Genomic DNA, 16,511 nt, shown 5'->3' with positions numbered 1-16,511 from the left:
TCATGGGCATCGATACCCAGTACGAGGACCTGCTGCGACACGTGCTGGCAGACGGGACGGCGAAATCGGACCGCACCGGCACCGGCACCCGCAGCATCTTCGGCCATCAGCTCCGCTACGACCTGTCGGCCGGTTTCCCGTTGATCACCACCAAGCGGGTGCACCTGAAGTCGATCGTCTACGAGTTGCTGTGGTTCCTGCGCGGCGATTCGAATGTGCGCTGGCTGCGGGAGCACGGCGTCACGATCTGGGACGAATGGGCCGACGCCGACGGCGAGCTGGGCCCGGTCTACGGCGTGCAGTGGCGCTCCTGGCCCACCCCGGACGGCACCCATATCGATCAGATCGCGCAGGTGCTGCACACGCTGCGCACCGATCCGAACTCCCGGCGCATCCTCGTATCCGCCTGGAACGTCGCCGAATTGGACAAGATGGCGCTCGCGCCCTGCCATGCGTTCTTCCAGTTCCACGTCGCCAACGGGCGGCTGTCGTGCCAGCTCTATCAGCGCAGCGCGGATCTGTTCCTCGGCGTGCCGTTCAACATCGCGAGCTACGCGCTGCTGACGCATATGGTCGCGCAGCAGGCCGAGCTACTGCCCGGCGACTTCATCTGGACCGGCGGCGATTGCCACATCTACGACAATCACGTCGAGCAGGTGACCGAACAGCTGGGCCGCACGCCCTATCCGTTCCCGCAGCTGCGACTGCATCCGGCGCCGACGCTGTTCGATTACCGCTACGAGGACGTCGAGATCGTGAACTACCAGCATCATCCGACGATCAAGGCTCCGGTCGCGGTGTGATCGGACTGATCTGGGCGCAGACACCGCGGGGCGTCATCGGAGTCGACAACATGATTCCGTGGCGCGTGCCCGAGGATACGGCGCATTTCAAGGAAGTCACCGGCGGACATCCGGTGGTGATGGGCCGGCGCACGTGGGATTCACTGCCCGCGCGATTCCGGCCGCTGCCGGGCCGGCGCAATATCGTCGTCACCCGGCAGTTCGACTGGGCCGCCACGGGAGCCGAGCGGGCGGGTTCGGTCGAAGAGGCGCTGAAACTCGCCGACGCCGACACCGTATGGGTGATGGGCGGCGGCGAGATCTACCGGGCCGCAATGGATTACGCCACCGAACTGATGGTGACCGAGATCGATTCCGATATCGCGGGCGATGCGTACGCACCGCCGATCGGACCCGAGTGGACGATCGGCTCCGATAGCGGGTGGCGCGAGTCGTCGAGCGGCCCGCGTTATCGCTTTCTGCAATACGTGCGCTGAGACCGACGCGAAATCGCAACGGCGAAACCGCCGGAGCCACAGGTATTCGTCCGGCATACTCACGACTATTCGGTCCGCGCCCTCGGGCCTCGCTCTCGGCTGATCCGTGAAAGGTTGTCCATGGACAAGAAATCGCTCACCGCGGTCGCTCGACAGCAACTCAAGCTGGCCGCGGCGGCCACGAGCGGACGCAGCTCCCAGACCCTCTGCGGCGGCCACGCCCACAGCCTGCGCCAGACCGTGATCGCCCTGACCGCGGGCCAGAGCCTGGCCGAACACGAGAATCCCGGCGAGGCCACCCTGCAGGTACTCAGCGGCACATTGACGCTGATCAGCGGCGCGAAGGAATGGAAGGGCTCACCGGGGGACCTGCTGGTGATCCCGGACGCGCGGCACAGCGTCAAGGCCATCGACGATGTCGCGTTCCTCCTGACCGTCGCGAAGTAGTCCGCGATCGAGCAGCCGCCCCGCAACCACTCGGCCGATGTGTCGGTGCCGACCCATAGACTGACGATCATGAGTGAGCCGCAACCGGTCCTCGATCCGCTGACGCGGGCCGCGATCTTCCTGGTCGCCACCGTCGACGAGGGAGGTGAGCCGGTCGTTCGCGAGCTACTGGCCGATCTGCAGGGCCTGCGCCGCTCGATCGGTTTCCGGTTGCCCGGTACCGGCCTCGCCGTCATCGCGGGCATCGGCGCCGCGGCCTGGGATCGGTTGTTCTCCGGTCCGAAACCGGCTGAGCTGCACGAATTCCCGGGCTACGACGGCCCGCGCCACCGCGCCCCCACCACCCCGGGCGATCTGCTGTTCCACATTCGGGCCGAATCCCAGGACGCCTGCTTCGAATTGGCGATGACCATCGGGGCGCGGCTGCGCGGCGCGGCCACCCTCGTCGACGAGACGGTCGGCTTCCGCTACTTCGAACAGCGCGACCTGCTCGGCTTCGTCGACGGCACCGAGAATCCGGAGGGCAAGGCCGCGGCCTCGGCGGCGCTGGTCGGCGACGCCGATCCCGAATTCGCCGGGGGCAGTTATGTGATCGTGCAGAAGTACCTGCACGATCTCGATACCTGGAACGCGCTGTCGACGGGCGAACAGGAGCTCGTCATCGGGCGCACCAAACTCGGCGACTTCGAGTTGTCCGACGAGGACAAGCCCGATAACTCGCATGTCGCGGTGAACACGCTGATCGATCCGGACGGCACCGAACGCGAGATCCTGCGCGCCAACATGCCTTTCGGCAGCGTCCGCGAGGGCGAATTCGGCACGTATTACGTCGCCTACGCCGCCACCCCGAGCGTTACCGAGCGCATGCTGGTGCGGATGTTCCTCGGCAGCGATCAGGCCGCCTACGACCGCATCCTCGATTTCTCCACCGCCGTCACCGGCACCTCGTTCTTCGCGCCGGCGCTGGAATTCTTCGACGACCTTCCGGATCCGCCCGCGGCGACGGCCCCGGAATCAGCTGTTGCCGCGCCTCCGGGGGACGGCTCTCTCGGTATCGGCACGATGAAAAGGAGCAACGCATGAACAATCTGCATCGCGAACTCGCGCCGATCACGTCCGAGGCCTGGTCGGCGATCGAGGAAGAGGCGACCCGGACGTTCAAGCGGCACATCGCCGGTCGCCGCGTCGTCGATCTGTCCGGCCCGCACGGCACGGCCCATTCGGCCGTCGGACTGGGTCGCACCACCTCGATCGATGCGCCCGCCGAGGGCGTACAGGCCCGGCAGCGGGTGGTCGCCCCGCTGGTGGAGCTGCGGGTGCCGTTCACGCTCTCGCGCAATGAACTCGACAACGTCGAACGCGGCGCGCGGGACACCGATCTGGATCCGGTGAAGGATGCCGCGCGCAAGATCGCCTTCGCCGAGGATCGCGCGATCTTCGAGAGCTATCCGGCCGCGAGTATCACCGGCATCCGGGCGGCCTCGTCCAATCGGCCGATCGCGCTGCCCGGCGATCCGCGCCTGGTCCCCGAGGCGGTGGCCCAGGCACTGAGCGCGCTGCGGCTGGCCGGTGTGGACGGGCCGTATTCGGTGCTGCTCAGCGCCGATCTCTACACCCAGGTCAGCGAGACCTCCGATCACGGCCATCCGATCCGCACCCATATCGAGCGGCTGATTCCCGACGGCCAGATCATCTGGGCGCCCGCGATCGATGGTGCCTTCGTGCTCACCACCCGCGGCGGCGACTTCGATCTGCAACTGGGACAGGATCTCTCGATCGGCTATCTGTCGCACGACGCGGAGACGGTGCGGCTGTACTTCCAGCAGAGCCTGACATTCCTGGTCTACACCGCCGAGGCGGCGGTCGCGCTGCGGTCGTAATTCGACCCGAACCAGAGCTCGAACTCCCGGTACGGTGGTGACGCGCGGTAGCCAGGAGGTCGAGATGAGGATGGTGCGGGCGGGCGTCGTGTCCGGACAGCGGGCGGTGCTCTACGGCTCGCTCGGGGTGCTGACGATCGTGATCGTCTGCGGCGCCTTCGTCGGCGCGTTCGGGCTGAACCGGATGGTCACCGGGCTGTTCGCGGGTTCGGTCGCGGGCGTCACGCTGCTGGTGGCGCTGTTCGGCCGCGACGTGGTGCTGCTCACCGAGCGCGCCATCTACTGCCGCACCCCGTGGGCCGAGACGAGTATCGACTGGCATCGCGTGGTGGCCGGGCGGTTCGCGCTCGACGAGCATGCCCGCTGGTCGCTGGCGCTGGATCTGGCCGGTGGCGACGAACCGCACGGCGAACTGGTCCTGCTGAACATCCCGCCGGTGATCCGCCCGATCTCCAACGCCTACGAGCATCGCAAACGCGAACAGGTCGTCCAGATCCGGACGATGCTGCGCCACAAGCAGATTCCGGTGACGATCCTGCCCGATATCGCCCGGGCGCTGCACGAGCACTGGAGGCTCGCGCCGCCGGTGCACTGAATGAGAAGGAGAACGATGATCCACACGGCCACGCTGGCCTACGTCCGCGATCGGCGGCTGCTGCAGGCTCGGTCGGCCCACAAGGACGTCTTCTACATGGCGGGCGGCAAGATCGATCCCGGCGAGACCCCGGTCGAGGCGCTCTACCGCGAGGTCAGCGAGGAGCTCGGCGTCCAGGTGGCCACGCATCGCGAGTTCGGCGTCTTCCAATGCCAGGCCTACGGCGAGGCCCCGGGCGTGCGGATGCATATGACCTGCTTCACCGCCGATCTCACCGGCGACCCGCGCCCCACCAGCGAGGTGGCCGAGCTGCGCTACTTCACCGGCGGCGAATACGAGACCATGCCGCACGTCGCCCCCGGTTCGATGCTGGTCTTCCGCCGCCTGCACGAACTCGACCTGATCGACTGGTAGATCGCGATCGCCCGGCGCGCAACGGAATTCGGTCGTTTCAGCTCTCCAGCCGGGCCAGCAGGTCCTCGGCGGCCGCCCTGATCTCGGCCGGATCATCGTGCCGCCCCAGCAGATACAGCACGGCGTCGGGGATCAGCCGCGGCGCGGAGGCGGGCGCGACGCCGTCGTCGGAGCGCATGTTGATCACTGATTCGACCAGCCGGAACGGCAGGACCCACGCCTGCGGCGGCGCGGACCCGGCCGCGACCGCCGCGGCGAGTTCCTCGTAGTGGCCGCGCAATTCGTCGCGGCGGCGGCGAAATCCCTCGAACCGTTGCGCACGCAGCTCCGGAAGCAGATACAGCGCACCGAGATTCCACCGCCCGGCGCACAGTTGGTGGACGTCGAACCGCGCGAGGGCATACAGCCGAACCGCGGGCGGAGCCGGATCCGCCCGCAGCCTTCGCGCCAATTCCAGTGGGCCGGTGATGGTTTCGTCCAGCAGTGCGTCGAGGATGTCATCCTTGGCGGCGAAGTGATGATAGAGCGAGGCCTGCCGGATGCCGACCGCGTCGGCGATGCTGCGCGTCGAGGTGCTGGCATAGCCCCTGGTGGTGAACAGTTCGGCGGCGGCATCGAGGATTTCGGCGCGTGGCGTCGGACCGTGGCGCCTGCGCGGCTCGAGGCGGGGGCGGCCGGGGCCGAGTTGTGTCACGGCACCCATTCTGAACCATGGGCTCAGCGCAGCTCGCGGAAGAACTCCCGCATATCGGCGACCAACAGCTCCGGCTCCTCCAGGGCGGCGAAATGCCCGCCGCGGTCCACGTCCACCCAGCGCGTGATGGTGTTGGCCGTCTCGCAATAGCGGCGGACGCAGACATCGTGCGCGAAGGCGATGACGCCGGTCGGCACACCGGAATTCGCCCCAGGGGCGACCCGGCGCTGCGCGTAGCCGACGTAGGCCGCGGAACCGGCCGTACCGGTGAGCCAGTAGATCATCGCGTTGGTCAGCAGACGGTCGCGGTCGATGATCTTATCGGGCAGCACATTTCGCGGATACGTCCATTCGCGGAACTTGTCCATGATCCAGGCGAGCTGTCCCACGGGCGAATCCACCAGACCGTAGGCGAGGGCCTGCGGACGAGTGGACTGAATGGCGATGTAGCCGAACTCCTCTCGCATGAAGGCCGCGATCCGATCGATCCGATCGCGTTCGAGATCGGTCAGTTCGGCGAGTTCGGCCGCCGGGATCGTGGACGGTGGGAGGTTCGGGCCGCCGTTGACGTGCACACCGATCACCCGATCCGGCGCCGCCCGCGCGACCTCGGGACTCACCACCGCGCCGATATCACCGCCCTGCACGCCGTATCGCCGATAGCCGAGACGATCCATGAGCCGCGCCCACGCCCGGGCGATTCGATCTCTGCCCCATTCGGATTCGGCCACGGGACCGGAGAATCCGAATCCGGGCAGCGACGGAATCACCAGGTGGAAGGCGTCGGCCGGATCACCGCCGTGCGCGCCCGGATCGGTCAGCGGCCCGATGACGTCGAGGAATTCGACCACCGAACCGGGCCAGCCGTGGGTAAGCAGCAGCGGCACCGCATCCGGTTCCGGCGAGCGCACATGCAGGAAGTGGATGCGCTGCCCGTCGATCTCGGTGGTGAACTGCGGATGGGAATTCAACTGCGCCTCCGCGGTTCGCCAGTCGTAGCCCGTGCGCCAGTGGTCGACCAGCTCGCGCAGCCAGTGGGTGGGCACGCCGGTATCCCAATCGTCGCCGGGCAGCGGCCGCGGCCAGCGGGCGTTGTCGAGCCGGGTGCGCAGATCGTCGAGCTGCTGCTGGGGGATGTCGATCCGGAAGGGGGTGATCTCCTCGCTCATGGATACGACGTTAGAAGGCGGCTAGGACAACTTCCGTCCTAGCTAACGGGCAGAATGGAAACCGTGTTGGAGACCTCAGCGCGATTGCTCGAACTCTTGTCGCTCCTGCAGACGCCCCGCGAGTGGAGCGGCGCCGAACTGGCCGAACGGCTCGACGTCGATGTGCGGACGGTCCGGCGGGATATCGAGAAGTTGCGCGGTCTGGGCTATCCGGTCCGCGCGGTGCCCGGCGTGGCCGGATATCGCCTGGGCGCGGGCACGAAACTGCCGCCGCTGCTGCTCAGCGACGACGAGGCGGTCGCCGTCGCCGTGGGGCTGCGCACCGCGGCGGGCGGCACCATCGCCGGGATAGAGGAGAGTTCGCTGCGCGCGCTGGCCAAACTCGAGCAGATCCTGCCCACCCGGTTGCGTCGCCGGGTCTGGGCGCTGCAGGACGCCACGGTCAGCATGCCGGCCGGGACTCCGGTCGTGGATCCGGAAGTTCTCAGCACGATCGCCGCGGCGATTCGCGATCGCGAACAGCTCCGTTTCGACTATGTCACGCACGGCGGCAACGACATTCGCCGCGCCGCCGAACCGCATCGACTCGTGCACACCGGGCGGCACTGGTATCTGCTCGGCTGGGATATCGACCGAAACGATTGGCGCACATACCGTGTCGACCGCCTGCGACCGCGCACACCCCATGGCCCCCGCTTCGCACCGCGCGCGGTGCCCGAGCTCGATCCGGCCGCATTCGTCTCCTACGGGATCAGCACCGCGCCGTATCGCTATCGAGCGCGGTTCATCCTCGAGGTGTCCGCGGCCGAGGCGGCCGATCGCATTCCGCCGACCGTCGGTGTCATCGAGGCGATCGACGAGCACCGGTGCCTGCTGCATACCGGTGCGCCGTCACTCGACGCATTGGCGCTCTACACCGGGCTTTTCGGCTTTCCGTTCCGAGTGCAGGAACCGCCGGAGCTGATCGACCATATCCGGGTGATGGCCGGGCGGATGATCGCAGCGATCGACTGAGTTCTCAGTCCGAGATCACCGATGCCTCGGGCAACGACGCATCGCGGATGATGCGCAGGGCCGCCATCAGGCCGTCGCGCTGCTCGGGGGTCAACGGGCCGAAGAACCATCGGTCGACGACCTCCAGATACTCCGGAAGCACCTTCGCCAGCCGGGCCGCGCCCGCATGCGTGAGCACCGCATAGGAAGTGCGCCGGTCGCCGGGATCGGCCTCGCGCCGCGCCAGGCGGTTGCGCTCGAGCCGGTCGACCAGGCGGGTGACGCCACTGGTCGAAAGCTGGGTCTGGGCAGCGAGATCGGTCATGCGCAGCCGCGTACCCGGCGAGCGGCTCAGGCGCATGAGCGCGATGAAGTCCAACAGCGACAACCCGTTCGCGGTCCAGGTCGGCTCGAGTCTCATCCGTAGACCCCTACCCGCCTCGAACAGCAGGCCTACATCGGTGAGCCGAGGGTCGTCGAACATGTCCACATGCTCCATACGACCCACCCTAGCGACCCATTGCCACGCGGATAGTTGACACGCGGAACATATCTCGAATACCTCCCCCTCGGGGATATTCCTCAACGCAACTACGCCGACACCGGCATACCCGTCCGCCGCGAAATCAACGAATGGCTACGCGGCACAGACGGTTTCGACGCGGTATTCGACGTCGCCAGGGTGCCCGCATCGCTCACCGAGGCTTGATCTCCGCCAGCAGCTCCGGCCCCCGGGACGACAAACGGTTCTCGACTATTCGGGATGCGAACACCGCCGCGCCGAGGCCGAGTGCGATGCCTACCGGCACCCCGCACCACTGGATGAGCCAATTGTGCAGGTACGCACCGATTCCCAGGACGACGATCACCGGTGCGCACAGGATGATCTGGCCGAGGCCGACGATCACCTGGATCAGCGCGCGGCCACAGCCGGGGTTCGCGCCGCCGCCACCGAGCGGGTTACCCCGTTGCTGGGGAAGCGGATACGCCGCGTAGACCGACAGGTAGATGGCGGTGGCGATGCCGACGCCGAGCAGCACCGGCAGGGTTGCCAGGCTCCAGGGGTAGAGCTTGGCCATGCCGACCGCGCCGGGCAGGATCAGGGTGAGCAGCAGGCCGAACGGCGCGACGATGATCACCCAGGCCAGCATGCGGCCGCGCACATCGGCCCGGATCGCGCCGGGAATCACCAGCGTCTGCCAGATCGCGGTGCCGTCGAAGGCGTACATGTTGGCGCTGGCCATGGCCGCCATCCACACCACGAACGCGCCCGCGAACGGCAGCGCGCCCTGATTGTGCTGCAACCACAGGAAGATCGGCACCACGATTCCGATCAGCATCAGCGGCAGCAGCGCCGCGCGCCGCCGACTGTCGCGCCACCATGCCCGCAGCTCCTTGCTCACAACGGCGCCCAGCGGATCGGCGGGTAACAGCCGATCCAGCACGCCGCCACCGGCATTCACGCGCACCTGCCCGGCCGCGGCCTCGACCGTGGTCAGCCGACGCCGCAGCAGCACCGCCCACGCCTGCCACAGCACCACCGACAGCAGCAGCAACCCGCCCACCGCCACCAGGCTCAGCCACCACTGACCGCGCTGCGCCGCCTCGACGGCATAGGGCGCCCAGCCCGAGGGCGGAATCCGCAGCGCCAATGCCACCGGCCGCGAGGCATGTTCCAGCCGCGGCCCGACGTAGCTGATCAGCAATTGGATCGGGTAGTACGCCAGGCCGGTCATCGCGGCCAGCACCACGCCCAGATCCTTACCCCGCCGCGACCGCATGGCCGCGCCGATCCAGGCCAGCAGCACCCGCGACAGCAGCACGACGAAGACCAGCTGCGCGATCGCGCCGAGGATCGCGAAAATCGTTGGCAGCACGCCCAATTGGACGGCCACCAGCACCAGCCCGCCGAACGCCACGAGATTCACGATCGCCGAGGGGCCGGTGAACGCGGCGGCCAGTAGCCCGCTCGCCAGCTGCCGATAGCTCAGCGGCAGCAGTCGGAAGTGTTCGGGCTGCAGGGTTTCGTCGCTGCTTCCGGTGAGGATCGGCCCGCAGATCCAACCGAGGGTCCACACCGCGTACAGCGCGGCGGCGGCATTGGTCGCGGCGCGCGCGTCCCAGGCGTAGCCGGCCGCGAACATCAGGGCGGCGGTGACGACCGCCGCGATCAGCCCGACGACCACGCCGAGCCAGAACGCCACCGAGGCCCGGCCGCTGCTCATCGAGCGCAGGGTGAGCCGCCAGCGCATGCGAATCAGGACGCCAACCACGCCAGCCCCTCGTCGCCGCCGATCCGGCCGCCGACCAGTCGCACGAACGCCTCTTCCAGCGTCCCCGCGCCGCGAACCTGGTCGACCGTGCCCGCCGCGACCACCTGACCGCGGTTGATCACCGCGAGCCGATCGCACAGATCCTCCACCAGCGCCATCACATGACTGGACAGCACCACCGATCCGCCCGCCGCCACGAACCGCTGCAGAATCGTGCGAATCGTCCTGGCGGACACCGGATCCACGGCCTCCAGGGGTTCGTCGAGCACCAGCAGTTTGGGCGCGTGCAGCAGCGCGGTCGCCAGCCCGATCTTCTTACGCATACCCGCGGAGTAGTCGACCACCATCGTGTTCTCGGCCCCGTCGAGTTCGAGCACGCTCAACAGCTCCGCGGCTCGCTCGGCCACCGTCCCCGCCGCCATACCGCGCAAAAGCCCCGTGTAGGTGAGCAATTCGCGCCCGGTCAGCCGCTCGGGCAGCGCCAGCCCGTCGGGCAGCACCCCCACGATGGTCTTGGCGTGCACCGGATCCGACCAGACATCGAATCCGAAGATCCGCGACTGCCCCGCATCCGGCCGCAACAACCCCACGGCCATCGACAGCGTCGTCGTCTTACCGGCCCCATTCGGCCCGACCAACCCGAAGAACGACCCCGGCGGCACAACGAGATTCACCCCGTCCACCACCCAGGGCCCACCGAACCCCTTGTACAGCCCGGTCAATTCCAACGCCGGCAAGTTATCCATGACTCCCCTCCTCCAACCCGCTGAGACATGCGCACACCATACGGAATCGCTATCCCCACCCCACCCGTTGCGCGCGCGTGTCGAGGCGCCGGCAACGACCAGTGCGGCAAAACCGGCAAACGGCTACCGCAACAGAGTGGCCGGATCGATCGTGAACTCGAAGGGTGAGCGGAGAGTCACCAATTCGCCCGCCGGGATGCGGTGAGTCAGGCCATATTCGCCGTCGTCACCGAGAACGTAAGCGAACAACACCGGAAGCTGTTCACTCGGCAGACGTCCCTTGAAGGAGTTGACCTCGATACGCCAGTAGTTGGCGATGCCGGCCTCGGCGTACAGAGCGGGTTTGACCATGCGGTCCATCATCGTCGTCGAGGCCGACACGATCTCGACTGCCAAGAGGACATGCTCGGCAGGCACGCCACGCGCGTCCTTGTCGACAGTCTTCTGCCCGGCAACGAGATCAGGGATGGGCTCGTCGTCGCCGATCAGAACCCCGACGCCGGGCAGCACCCAGAAGTCTGGGGGCATCGCCGAGAGCAGCGCGGCCGACAGCCATAGCAGCAGCTCTTGATGCCGGGGCTTGGGGGCGGCGTTCACGATGAGCTGACCATTCATCACCTCGTACCTGAGTCCGTTTTCGGGCAGGCGATCGAGGTCGGCAGCGGTCCACCGATCAGACGCAGGCAGGAACTCCGATGATGCCTCGGGTGCGGGCATAGCCACGGAAACCACCTCCAACCCCCCTAGCCAGGAAGAACGACATTCTCCGACTGCTGTGCGCAGTCTATACCAGACCAGGTCGGCCCCAGGCCGGTGAGAGGTTTGCCCACAGCCCCTCACCGGCCGACAGGCCTACTCGACTACAACGACCCGAATCTCGTCATCGCCCGATTCCGTCGCCTCCTCGGCCGTGACGAACCAATGCGTCACCTCGCCATCGGCGAGATCGCCCTCGACCTCCCCGCTCGGCAGCACCGACAACGCACCGGCCGTGGCACTGGCCAGGAATTCGGCCAGCGCCGCCGCCCCGGCGGCGGAGGTGGTGTACGTGGTCGACTCGTAGTCGATCTCGTTATCCGTGCGCAGGGATTCGGCTCGGTCGAGGGCCTGGTCCTGGGTCAGGGTGAGCCAGGCGCCGTCGGCGCCGCGCAGGACGAAGGCCGGATGGTCCTCGTGCAGCGGGCGGACCCGGTCGGCGTAGGAGACCGGATGTGCCGGGGCCGCAGCGATATCCGCCTGGACCTTCGGATCGGTCGGGACCAGCCAGCGGACCGACTTGGCCGCCGGTTCCAGCGCGATGCCGAAACCCGCTCCGGCCGAGACGATATCGCCGAAGGACAGCCCGTCGGCGAATAGTGCCGCGGCGCCCGCCTTCTGAATCGCCCACAGCGCGACCACCGCATCCAGCGAGCGCGGCAGCGCGACCGCGACGATATCGCCCGGTCCCACGCCCCGTTCGATCAGCACCCGCGCGAGCTGCGAGGACCGCGAATCGACCACCTGGTACTGGATTTCCGCGCCACCCACCAGCAGCGCGGGAGCCTGCGGATCCTCCTCGACGACCTCGCCCAGCGCCTTGGCGACCGTCCGCGCGCCCACCCGGGCGGGTTCGGGCGCGGATTCGCCTGTGGTGACACCGGATTCGGCCAGGATCCGGGCCCGCTCGGCGTGATCGAGGATATCGATATCCCCGACGAGCGCGTCCGAATCGCCCACCAGCGCGTCCAGCACCCGCAGCATCCGGCCCGACAGGGTCGCCACCTCGTCGGCGGTGAACCGGCTGCCCAGATACTTCCAGGTCAGCTCGATCGTCGACTCCGCGATCACCAGCAGTGTCAGCGGATAGTGCGTGGCATCGTTGATGCCCACACCGGTCACCGACATGCCGTCGATGGAGCTGGCGGCGGCGATCGCCTCCTTATCCATCGGATAGGACTCGAACACCAGCAGGGTGTCGAATTGCGCTCCGGCGCCGGCGATCCGCTGAATATCGGTCAGGCCGACGTAGTGATGCTCGAGCAGACCGGCCTGATCGTGCTGCAACCGCTGCAACAGTTCGCCGGCCGACAACCGATCATCGACCCGCACCCGCACCGGCAGCGTGTTGATGAACAGGCCGACCATCGACTCCACGCCCGGCAGCTCCGCCGGACGACCCGATACGGTCGCGCCGAATACCACATCGCCGCGCCCGGTGAGCCGCCCGAGCAGAATGCCCCAGGCCGCCTGCACCAGCGTATTCACCGTGACGCCGAGTTCGGCGGCGTGCTTGGTGAGCCGGCGCGTGCGGTCGGCATCGATCTCGGTGACCAGCTTGCCGATCTCGTACTGCTCGGTCGTCCGGGCTTGCGGCGCAAGGGCGGTCGGCTCGTCGGCGCCCGACAGCGCCTTGGCCCAGGCCTGCAGCGACGCCTCGCGATCGCGCCCGGCCAGCCAGCTCAGGAAGCTGCGATACGACGCCACCCGCGGCAGCGCGGTCTGATCGCCGCGCACCGCGTACAGCACCAACATATCCCGCATGAGCAGCGGCATCGACCAGCCGTCGAGCAGGATGTGGTGGGTCGTGATGCCCAGATGCCACTGCGCCTCGCTCGTCCGATACAGCGTGAACCGCATCAGCGGCGCGACCGCCATATCGAAGTGGGTATGGCGATCCACATCGACCAGGCGCTGCAGCTCCGCGAGCCGCCCGCCCTCGGGCAGATGCGTGAGATCCACCTCACGCCACGGCGCCTCGACCCGGTCGAGCACGACCTGTACGGCGTGGCCGTCGGAATCGGTGACGAAGGCCGTGCGCAGGTTCGGATAACGGTCCAGGATGCCCTGGGCCGCCGACCGCAACCGCGGAATGTCCAGCGTGCCACCGAGATCGACGACCGCCTGCATCGTGTACACGTCGACCGTCGCCTGCGTCATCATCGCGTGGAACAGCAGGCCCGACTGCAGCGGCGACAGCGGCCAGACATCGCCCAGGCCCGGGTAATCCCGTTCCCACACCTCGATATCCGACTGCTCGACCGCGACCAGCGGCAGATCCGACGGCGTCAGGCCGCCGGCCGCCGGACCCCGCGCATGCCGCGCCAGGGCGGTCAGCGCGGCCACCCACAGATCAGCGAACTCCCGCACCCGCTCGCGGGTCAGCAGACCCGACGGGAAGGCGAAGGACGCGCCCAGCTGCGGACCGTCCGTGCCGTCGGTGACGATCGCGTTGATATCGATCGTCGCGTTGGCGGGCATGTCCTGATCCATCTCGGCGTCCAGACGCCCCAGATCCGCGACCGGCACCCAGCCGATCTCGGCCAGCTGTTCCGGAATCTCACCGGCGGATACGCGACCCAGATAGTTGAAGCTGATCTGCCCCGCGCCGCCGAGCTGATCGGCGGTCTCCGGATTCAGATACCGCAGCAGGCCGTAGCCGAGGCCCTTGTCGGGCACGGCCAGCAGCTGCTCCTTGATCGATTTCACGATCTCGCCCAGGGCGTTTCCGCCCGCGAACGCGTCGGTGAGATCCGCGCCCGCCAGATCGAGCCGCACCGGATACGCGCTGGTGAACCAGCCGACCGTGCGCGACAGATCCGCACCGGGGACGACATCTTCCTCGCGGCCGTGGCCCTCGAGCTTGACCAGCGTCGCATCGCCGGACTTCCCGCCGCGCCACCGCGAGGCCGCCAGCGCCAGCGCCGACAGCAGGCCGTCGTTGACCCCGCCCCGGTACAGGCCCGGGATCGCGGTCAGCACGGCGTCGGTCACATCGGCCGGGAGGCTGACCTCGACCCGCTCCACGGTCGCGAACGTATCGATGGCCGGATCGAATGCGCGGCTGCCGAGCAGCGGATCCGGCGTGGCCGAAACCTGCTGCCAGAACGGCAGTTCCGCGATCCGCGCCGCATCCTGAGCCGCATCGACGAGCGCATGCGCCCAGCGCCGCATCGAGGTCCCGTTGGCGGGCAGCGAAACCTGCTGTCCGGCAACCAGTTGCGACCAGGCGACCGCGAGATCCGGGATCAGGATGCGCCAGGAGACGCCGTCGACCACGAAGTGGTGCGCCACGACCAGCAGCACATCACGCCGGACCCGGCTCTCCGGATTCGCGTCACCGGAGTCGAACGCGAACCAGACGAACTGGATCATCGCGGCATTCGCCGGATCCAATCGGCCCAGTGCCGCATCGTATTCCGCACTCGCCCGCCGGGTCAGCTCCGCATCGGAGATGTCGCCGGGCAGCTCGACGCGATGCACCAGGGCATCCACATCGACGCCGTCCCGCGCGAGCGCCTCGAACGCCCACTGCCCGGATTCGTCACGCCGCAGCCGAGCCCGCAGCACATCGTGATGATCGAAGACCGCGGCGATGGTCGCGACCAGGGTCTGCCGGTCGATCCCGTCCGGCACCCGCAGCTCCATCGACTGCGAGAACCGTTCGTAGGTCGACCCGCTCGACAGGATCGAGGTCATGATCGGCGTCAGCGGGATCTCGCCCACGCCGCCGCCCGGCAGCTCCGGCAGGCGCTGTTGCTCGGATTCTCCGGCGAGGGTGGCGATTTCGGCCAGGGCGGCCACACTGCGCCGTTCGAACACATCGCGCGGGGTGAACACCACGCCGCGCGCCTTGGCCCGCGACACCAGCTGGATCGACAGGATCGAGTCGCCACCGAGGGCGAAGAACGAATCGTCCAGGCCGACCTGGTCCGCGCCGAGCACCTCGGCGAACACCGCGGCGATGATCGTCTCGATCTCCCCTGCGGGGGCCCGGAATTCGCGCGGCGCCAGCTCCGGCTCGGGCAGTGCCCGGCGGTCCAGCTTGCCGACCGGTGTCAGCGGGATCTCGTCGAGCACCACGATCGCCGACGGCACCATATGCGGCGGCAGCGTGCGCGCCACGAATTCGGTCAACCGCGCCGGATCCACCGCACGGCCCGTGGCGCCGAGCACATACGACACCAGAATCGTCGCGCCCGCGGCGGTCTCGCGGCCCATGGTGAACGCGAACTCGACATCGGAATGACGGCCCAGCACCGCGTCGATCTCGCCGAGCTCGATGCGGAAGCCGCGGATCTTCACCTGGAAGTCCGAGCGGCCCACGTAGTCGAGTTCCCAGGGCACCTCCGGCAACGCCTGATTGCCCTGGCGCTCTTCGGATTCGGCGAACCAGCGCACCACGTCACCGGTGCGGTACATCCGGGCGCCCGGCTCACCCCACGGATTGGCGACGAACCGCTCCGAGCTCAGGCCCGAACGGTTCTGGTAGCCACGGGCCACCGCGCCACCGGCCAGATACAGCTCACCGGCCACACCCGGCGGCACCGGATTCAGCCGCGAGTCCAGCACCAGCGCCGACATGCCGTGCACCGGCGTGCCGATGGTGATGTGGCGACCCGGGAACGACCGCGCGTAGGAGGAGATGATCGTGGTCTCGGTCGGTCCGTAGGCATTGAAGTACCTGCGGCCCGGCTGCCACTTGGCCAGCAGTTCCGGCGTGGTGACATCGCCACCGACCGAGGTGACCAGCAGCTGCTGCTGTCCGGCCGGATCCATCGTGCCCAGTACGGCCGGGGTGATGATGGTGTGCGTCACCTGCTCGGTGCGCAACAGCTCGGCCAGGTCCGGGCCGCCGATGATGGCGCCCGGCACGATCACCAACGTCGCACCGATGTAGAAGGCGCACACCCACTCCAGGACCGACGGGTCGAAGCTCGGCGAGCAGATGTGCAGGAACCGATGCTGCGGCTCCAGCCCGTACAGCCCGGTCGCCACGTCGGCCAGGCCGCCCAGACCCGCGTGGGTCACGGTGACACCCTTGGGCTTACCGGTCGAGCCGGAGGTGTAGATCACGTACGCCGGATGCGACATCCGCAGCGGCGCAAGGCGATCCGCGTCGGTGACCGGCTCAGCGGACCGTGCCGCGCACAGCTCGTCGGTCGCCGGATCGTCGAGCACCAGCCAGTTCACATCATCGGGCAGGCCCGCGACGTGCGTCGCACCGGTGATGCCGAGCACCGCCGCCGAATCGGTGAGCATATG

16 protein-coding genes (1 of these 16 cut by a window edge) are annotated in these 16,511 nt (G+C 68.1%); 9 read left to right on the top strand and 7 right to left on the bottom strand.

The annotated features are described in order from the left end of the window. The first annotated feature begins 2 nt into the window (after nt 1–2). From ACIA76_RS25640 to ACIA76_RS25610, 7 genes are all read left to right on the top strand, one after another. Complete coding sequence (locus tag ACIA76_RS25640) at nt 3–803, top strand: thymidylate synthase (RefSeq protein ID WP_397154859.1); 801 nt, start codon at nt 3–5, stop codon at nt 801–803. Then, complete coding sequence (locus ACIA76_RS25635) at nt 800–1,279, top strand: dihydrofolate reductase (RefSeq protein WP_397154858.1); 480 nt, start codon at nt 800–802, stop codon at nt 1,277–1,279. Before ACIA76_RS25640 ends, ACIA76_RS25635 begins: the two co-directional genes overlap by 4 nt. Nucleotides 1,280–1,399: 120 nt before the next feature. Continuing rightward, a complete protein-coding gene (locus ACIA76_RS25630; protein ID WP_397154856.1) occupies nt 1,400–1,726 on the top strand; it encodes a cupin domain-containing protein in 327 nt (108 codons plus the stop codon). 69 nt (nt 1,727–1,795) lie between these two features. Then, nucleotides 1,796–2,809 (top strand): Dyp-type peroxidase, encoded by a 1,014-nt coding sequence (locus ACIA76_RS25625; RefSeq protein WP_397154854.1) that lies wholly within the window; start codon nt 1,796–1,798, stop codon nt 2,807–2,809. Beyond that, nucleotides 2,806–3,606, top strand: coding sequence for a family 1 encapsulin nanocompartment shell protein (locus ACIA76_RS25620; protein ID WP_397154852.1), 801 nt, complete (start codon nt 2,806–2,808; stop codon nt 3,604–3,606). Before ACIA76_RS25625 ends, ACIA76_RS25620 begins: the two co-directional genes overlap by 4 nt. 64 nt (nt 3,607–3,670) lie before the next feature. Beyond that, nucleotides 3,671–4,201, top strand: coding sequence for a hypothetical protein (locus ACIA76_RS25615; RefSeq protein WP_397154850.1), 531 nt, complete (start codon nt 3,671–3,673; stop codon nt 4,199–4,201). 15 nt (nt 4,202–4,216) lie between these two features. Next, nucleotides 4,217–4,615: an NUDIX domain-containing protein gene (locus ACIA76_RS25610; RefSeq protein ID WP_397154848.1), complete on the top strand. Its 399-nt coding sequence runs from the start codon at nt 4,217–4,219 to the stop codon at nt 4,613–4,615. Nucleotides 4,616–4,652: 37 nt separating this feature from the next. Here ACIA76_RS25610 and ACIA76_RS25605 read toward each other — a convergent pair whose 3' ends face one another. Both ACIA76_RS25605 and ACIA76_RS25600 read right to left on the bottom strand, forming a co-directional pair. Further along, entirely contained in the window at nt 4,653–5,309 is a 657-nt protein-coding gene (locus ACIA76_RS25605; RefSeq protein WP_397154846.1) for a TetR/AcrR family transcriptional regulator, read from the bottom strand. Nucleotides 5,310–5,332: 23 nt separating this feature from the next. Further along, on the bottom strand, nt 5,333–6,478 hold the full coding sequence (locus tag ACIA76_RS25600) for an epoxide hydrolase family protein (protein WP_397154844.1): 1,146 nt from the start codon (nt 6,476–6,478) through the stop codon (nt 5,333–5,335). 63 nt (nt 6,479–6,541) lie between these two features. On the opposite strand from ACIA76_RS25600, the gene ACIA76_RS25595 reads away from it, so the two are divergent. Beyond that, a complete protein-coding gene (locus ACIA76_RS25595; protein WP_397154842.1) occupies nt 6,542–7,492 on the top strand; it encodes a helix-turn-helix transcriptional regulator in 951 nt (316 codons plus the stop codon). A gap of 4 nt (nt 7,493–7,496) precedes the next feature. Here ACIA76_RS25595 and ACIA76_RS25590 read toward each other — a convergent pair whose 3' ends face one another. Next, a complete protein-coding gene (locus tag ACIA76_RS25590) occupies nt 7,497–7,970 on the bottom strand; it encodes a MarR family winged helix-turn-helix transcriptional regulator (protein WP_397154840.1) in 474 nt (157 codons plus the stop codon). A gap of 36 nt (nt 7,971–8,006) precedes the next feature. Here ACIA76_RS25590 and ACIA76_RS25585 point away from each other — a divergent pair, with 36 nt between their 5' ends. Further along, the gene (locus ACIA76_RS25585; RefSeq protein WP_397154838.1) at nt 8,007–8,180 is read left to right on the top strand and encodes a hypothetical protein; all 174 of its coding nucleotides are present in this window, start codon (nt 8,007–8,009) and stop codon (nt 8,178–8,180) included. Here the strand turns inward: ACIA76_RS25585 and ACIA76_RS25580 are convergent. From ACIA76_RS25580 to ACIA76_RS25565, 4 genes are all read right to left on the bottom strand, one after another. After that, nucleotides 8,167–9,744: a hypothetical protein gene (locus ACIA76_RS25580; protein ID WP_397154836.1), complete on the bottom strand. Its 1,578-nt coding sequence runs from the start codon at nt 9,742–9,744 to the stop codon at nt 8,167–8,169. The genes ACIA76_RS25585 and ACIA76_RS25580 overlap by 14 nt on opposite strands. Further along, a complete protein-coding gene (locus ACIA76_RS25575) occupies nt 9,729–10,490 on the bottom strand; it encodes an ABC transporter ATP-binding protein (RefSeq protein ID WP_397154834.1) in 762 nt (253 codons plus the stop codon). Before ACIA76_RS25575 ends, ACIA76_RS25580 begins: the two co-directional genes overlap by 16 nt. A gap of 123 nt (nt 10,491–10,613) precedes the next feature. Next, nucleotides 10,614–11,207 (bottom strand): Uma2 family endonuclease, encoded by a 594-nt coding sequence (locus ACIA76_RS25570; protein ID WP_397154833.1) that lies wholly within the window; start codon nt 11,205–11,207, stop codon nt 10,614–10,616. Nucleotides 11,208–11,342: 135 nt separating this feature from the next. Next, nucleotides 11,343–16,511, bottom strand: the end of a protein-coding gene (locus ACIA76_RS25565; protein ID WP_397154831.1) for a non-ribosomal peptide synthase/polyketide synthase. 38,763 nt of this gene lie beyond the right edge of the window; the window shows 5,169 of its 43,932 coding nt (coding positions 38,764–43,932); the start codon falls outside the window, past its right edge; the stop codon is at nt 11,343–11,345.

It is taken from the genome of Nocardia sp. NPDC051570 (assembly GCF_044454005.1).
GTDB lineage: Bacteria > Actinomycetota > Actinomycetes > Mycobacteriales > Mycobacteriaceae > Nocardia.
This window is presented reverse-complemented; position numbering and strand designations above follow the sequence as displayed.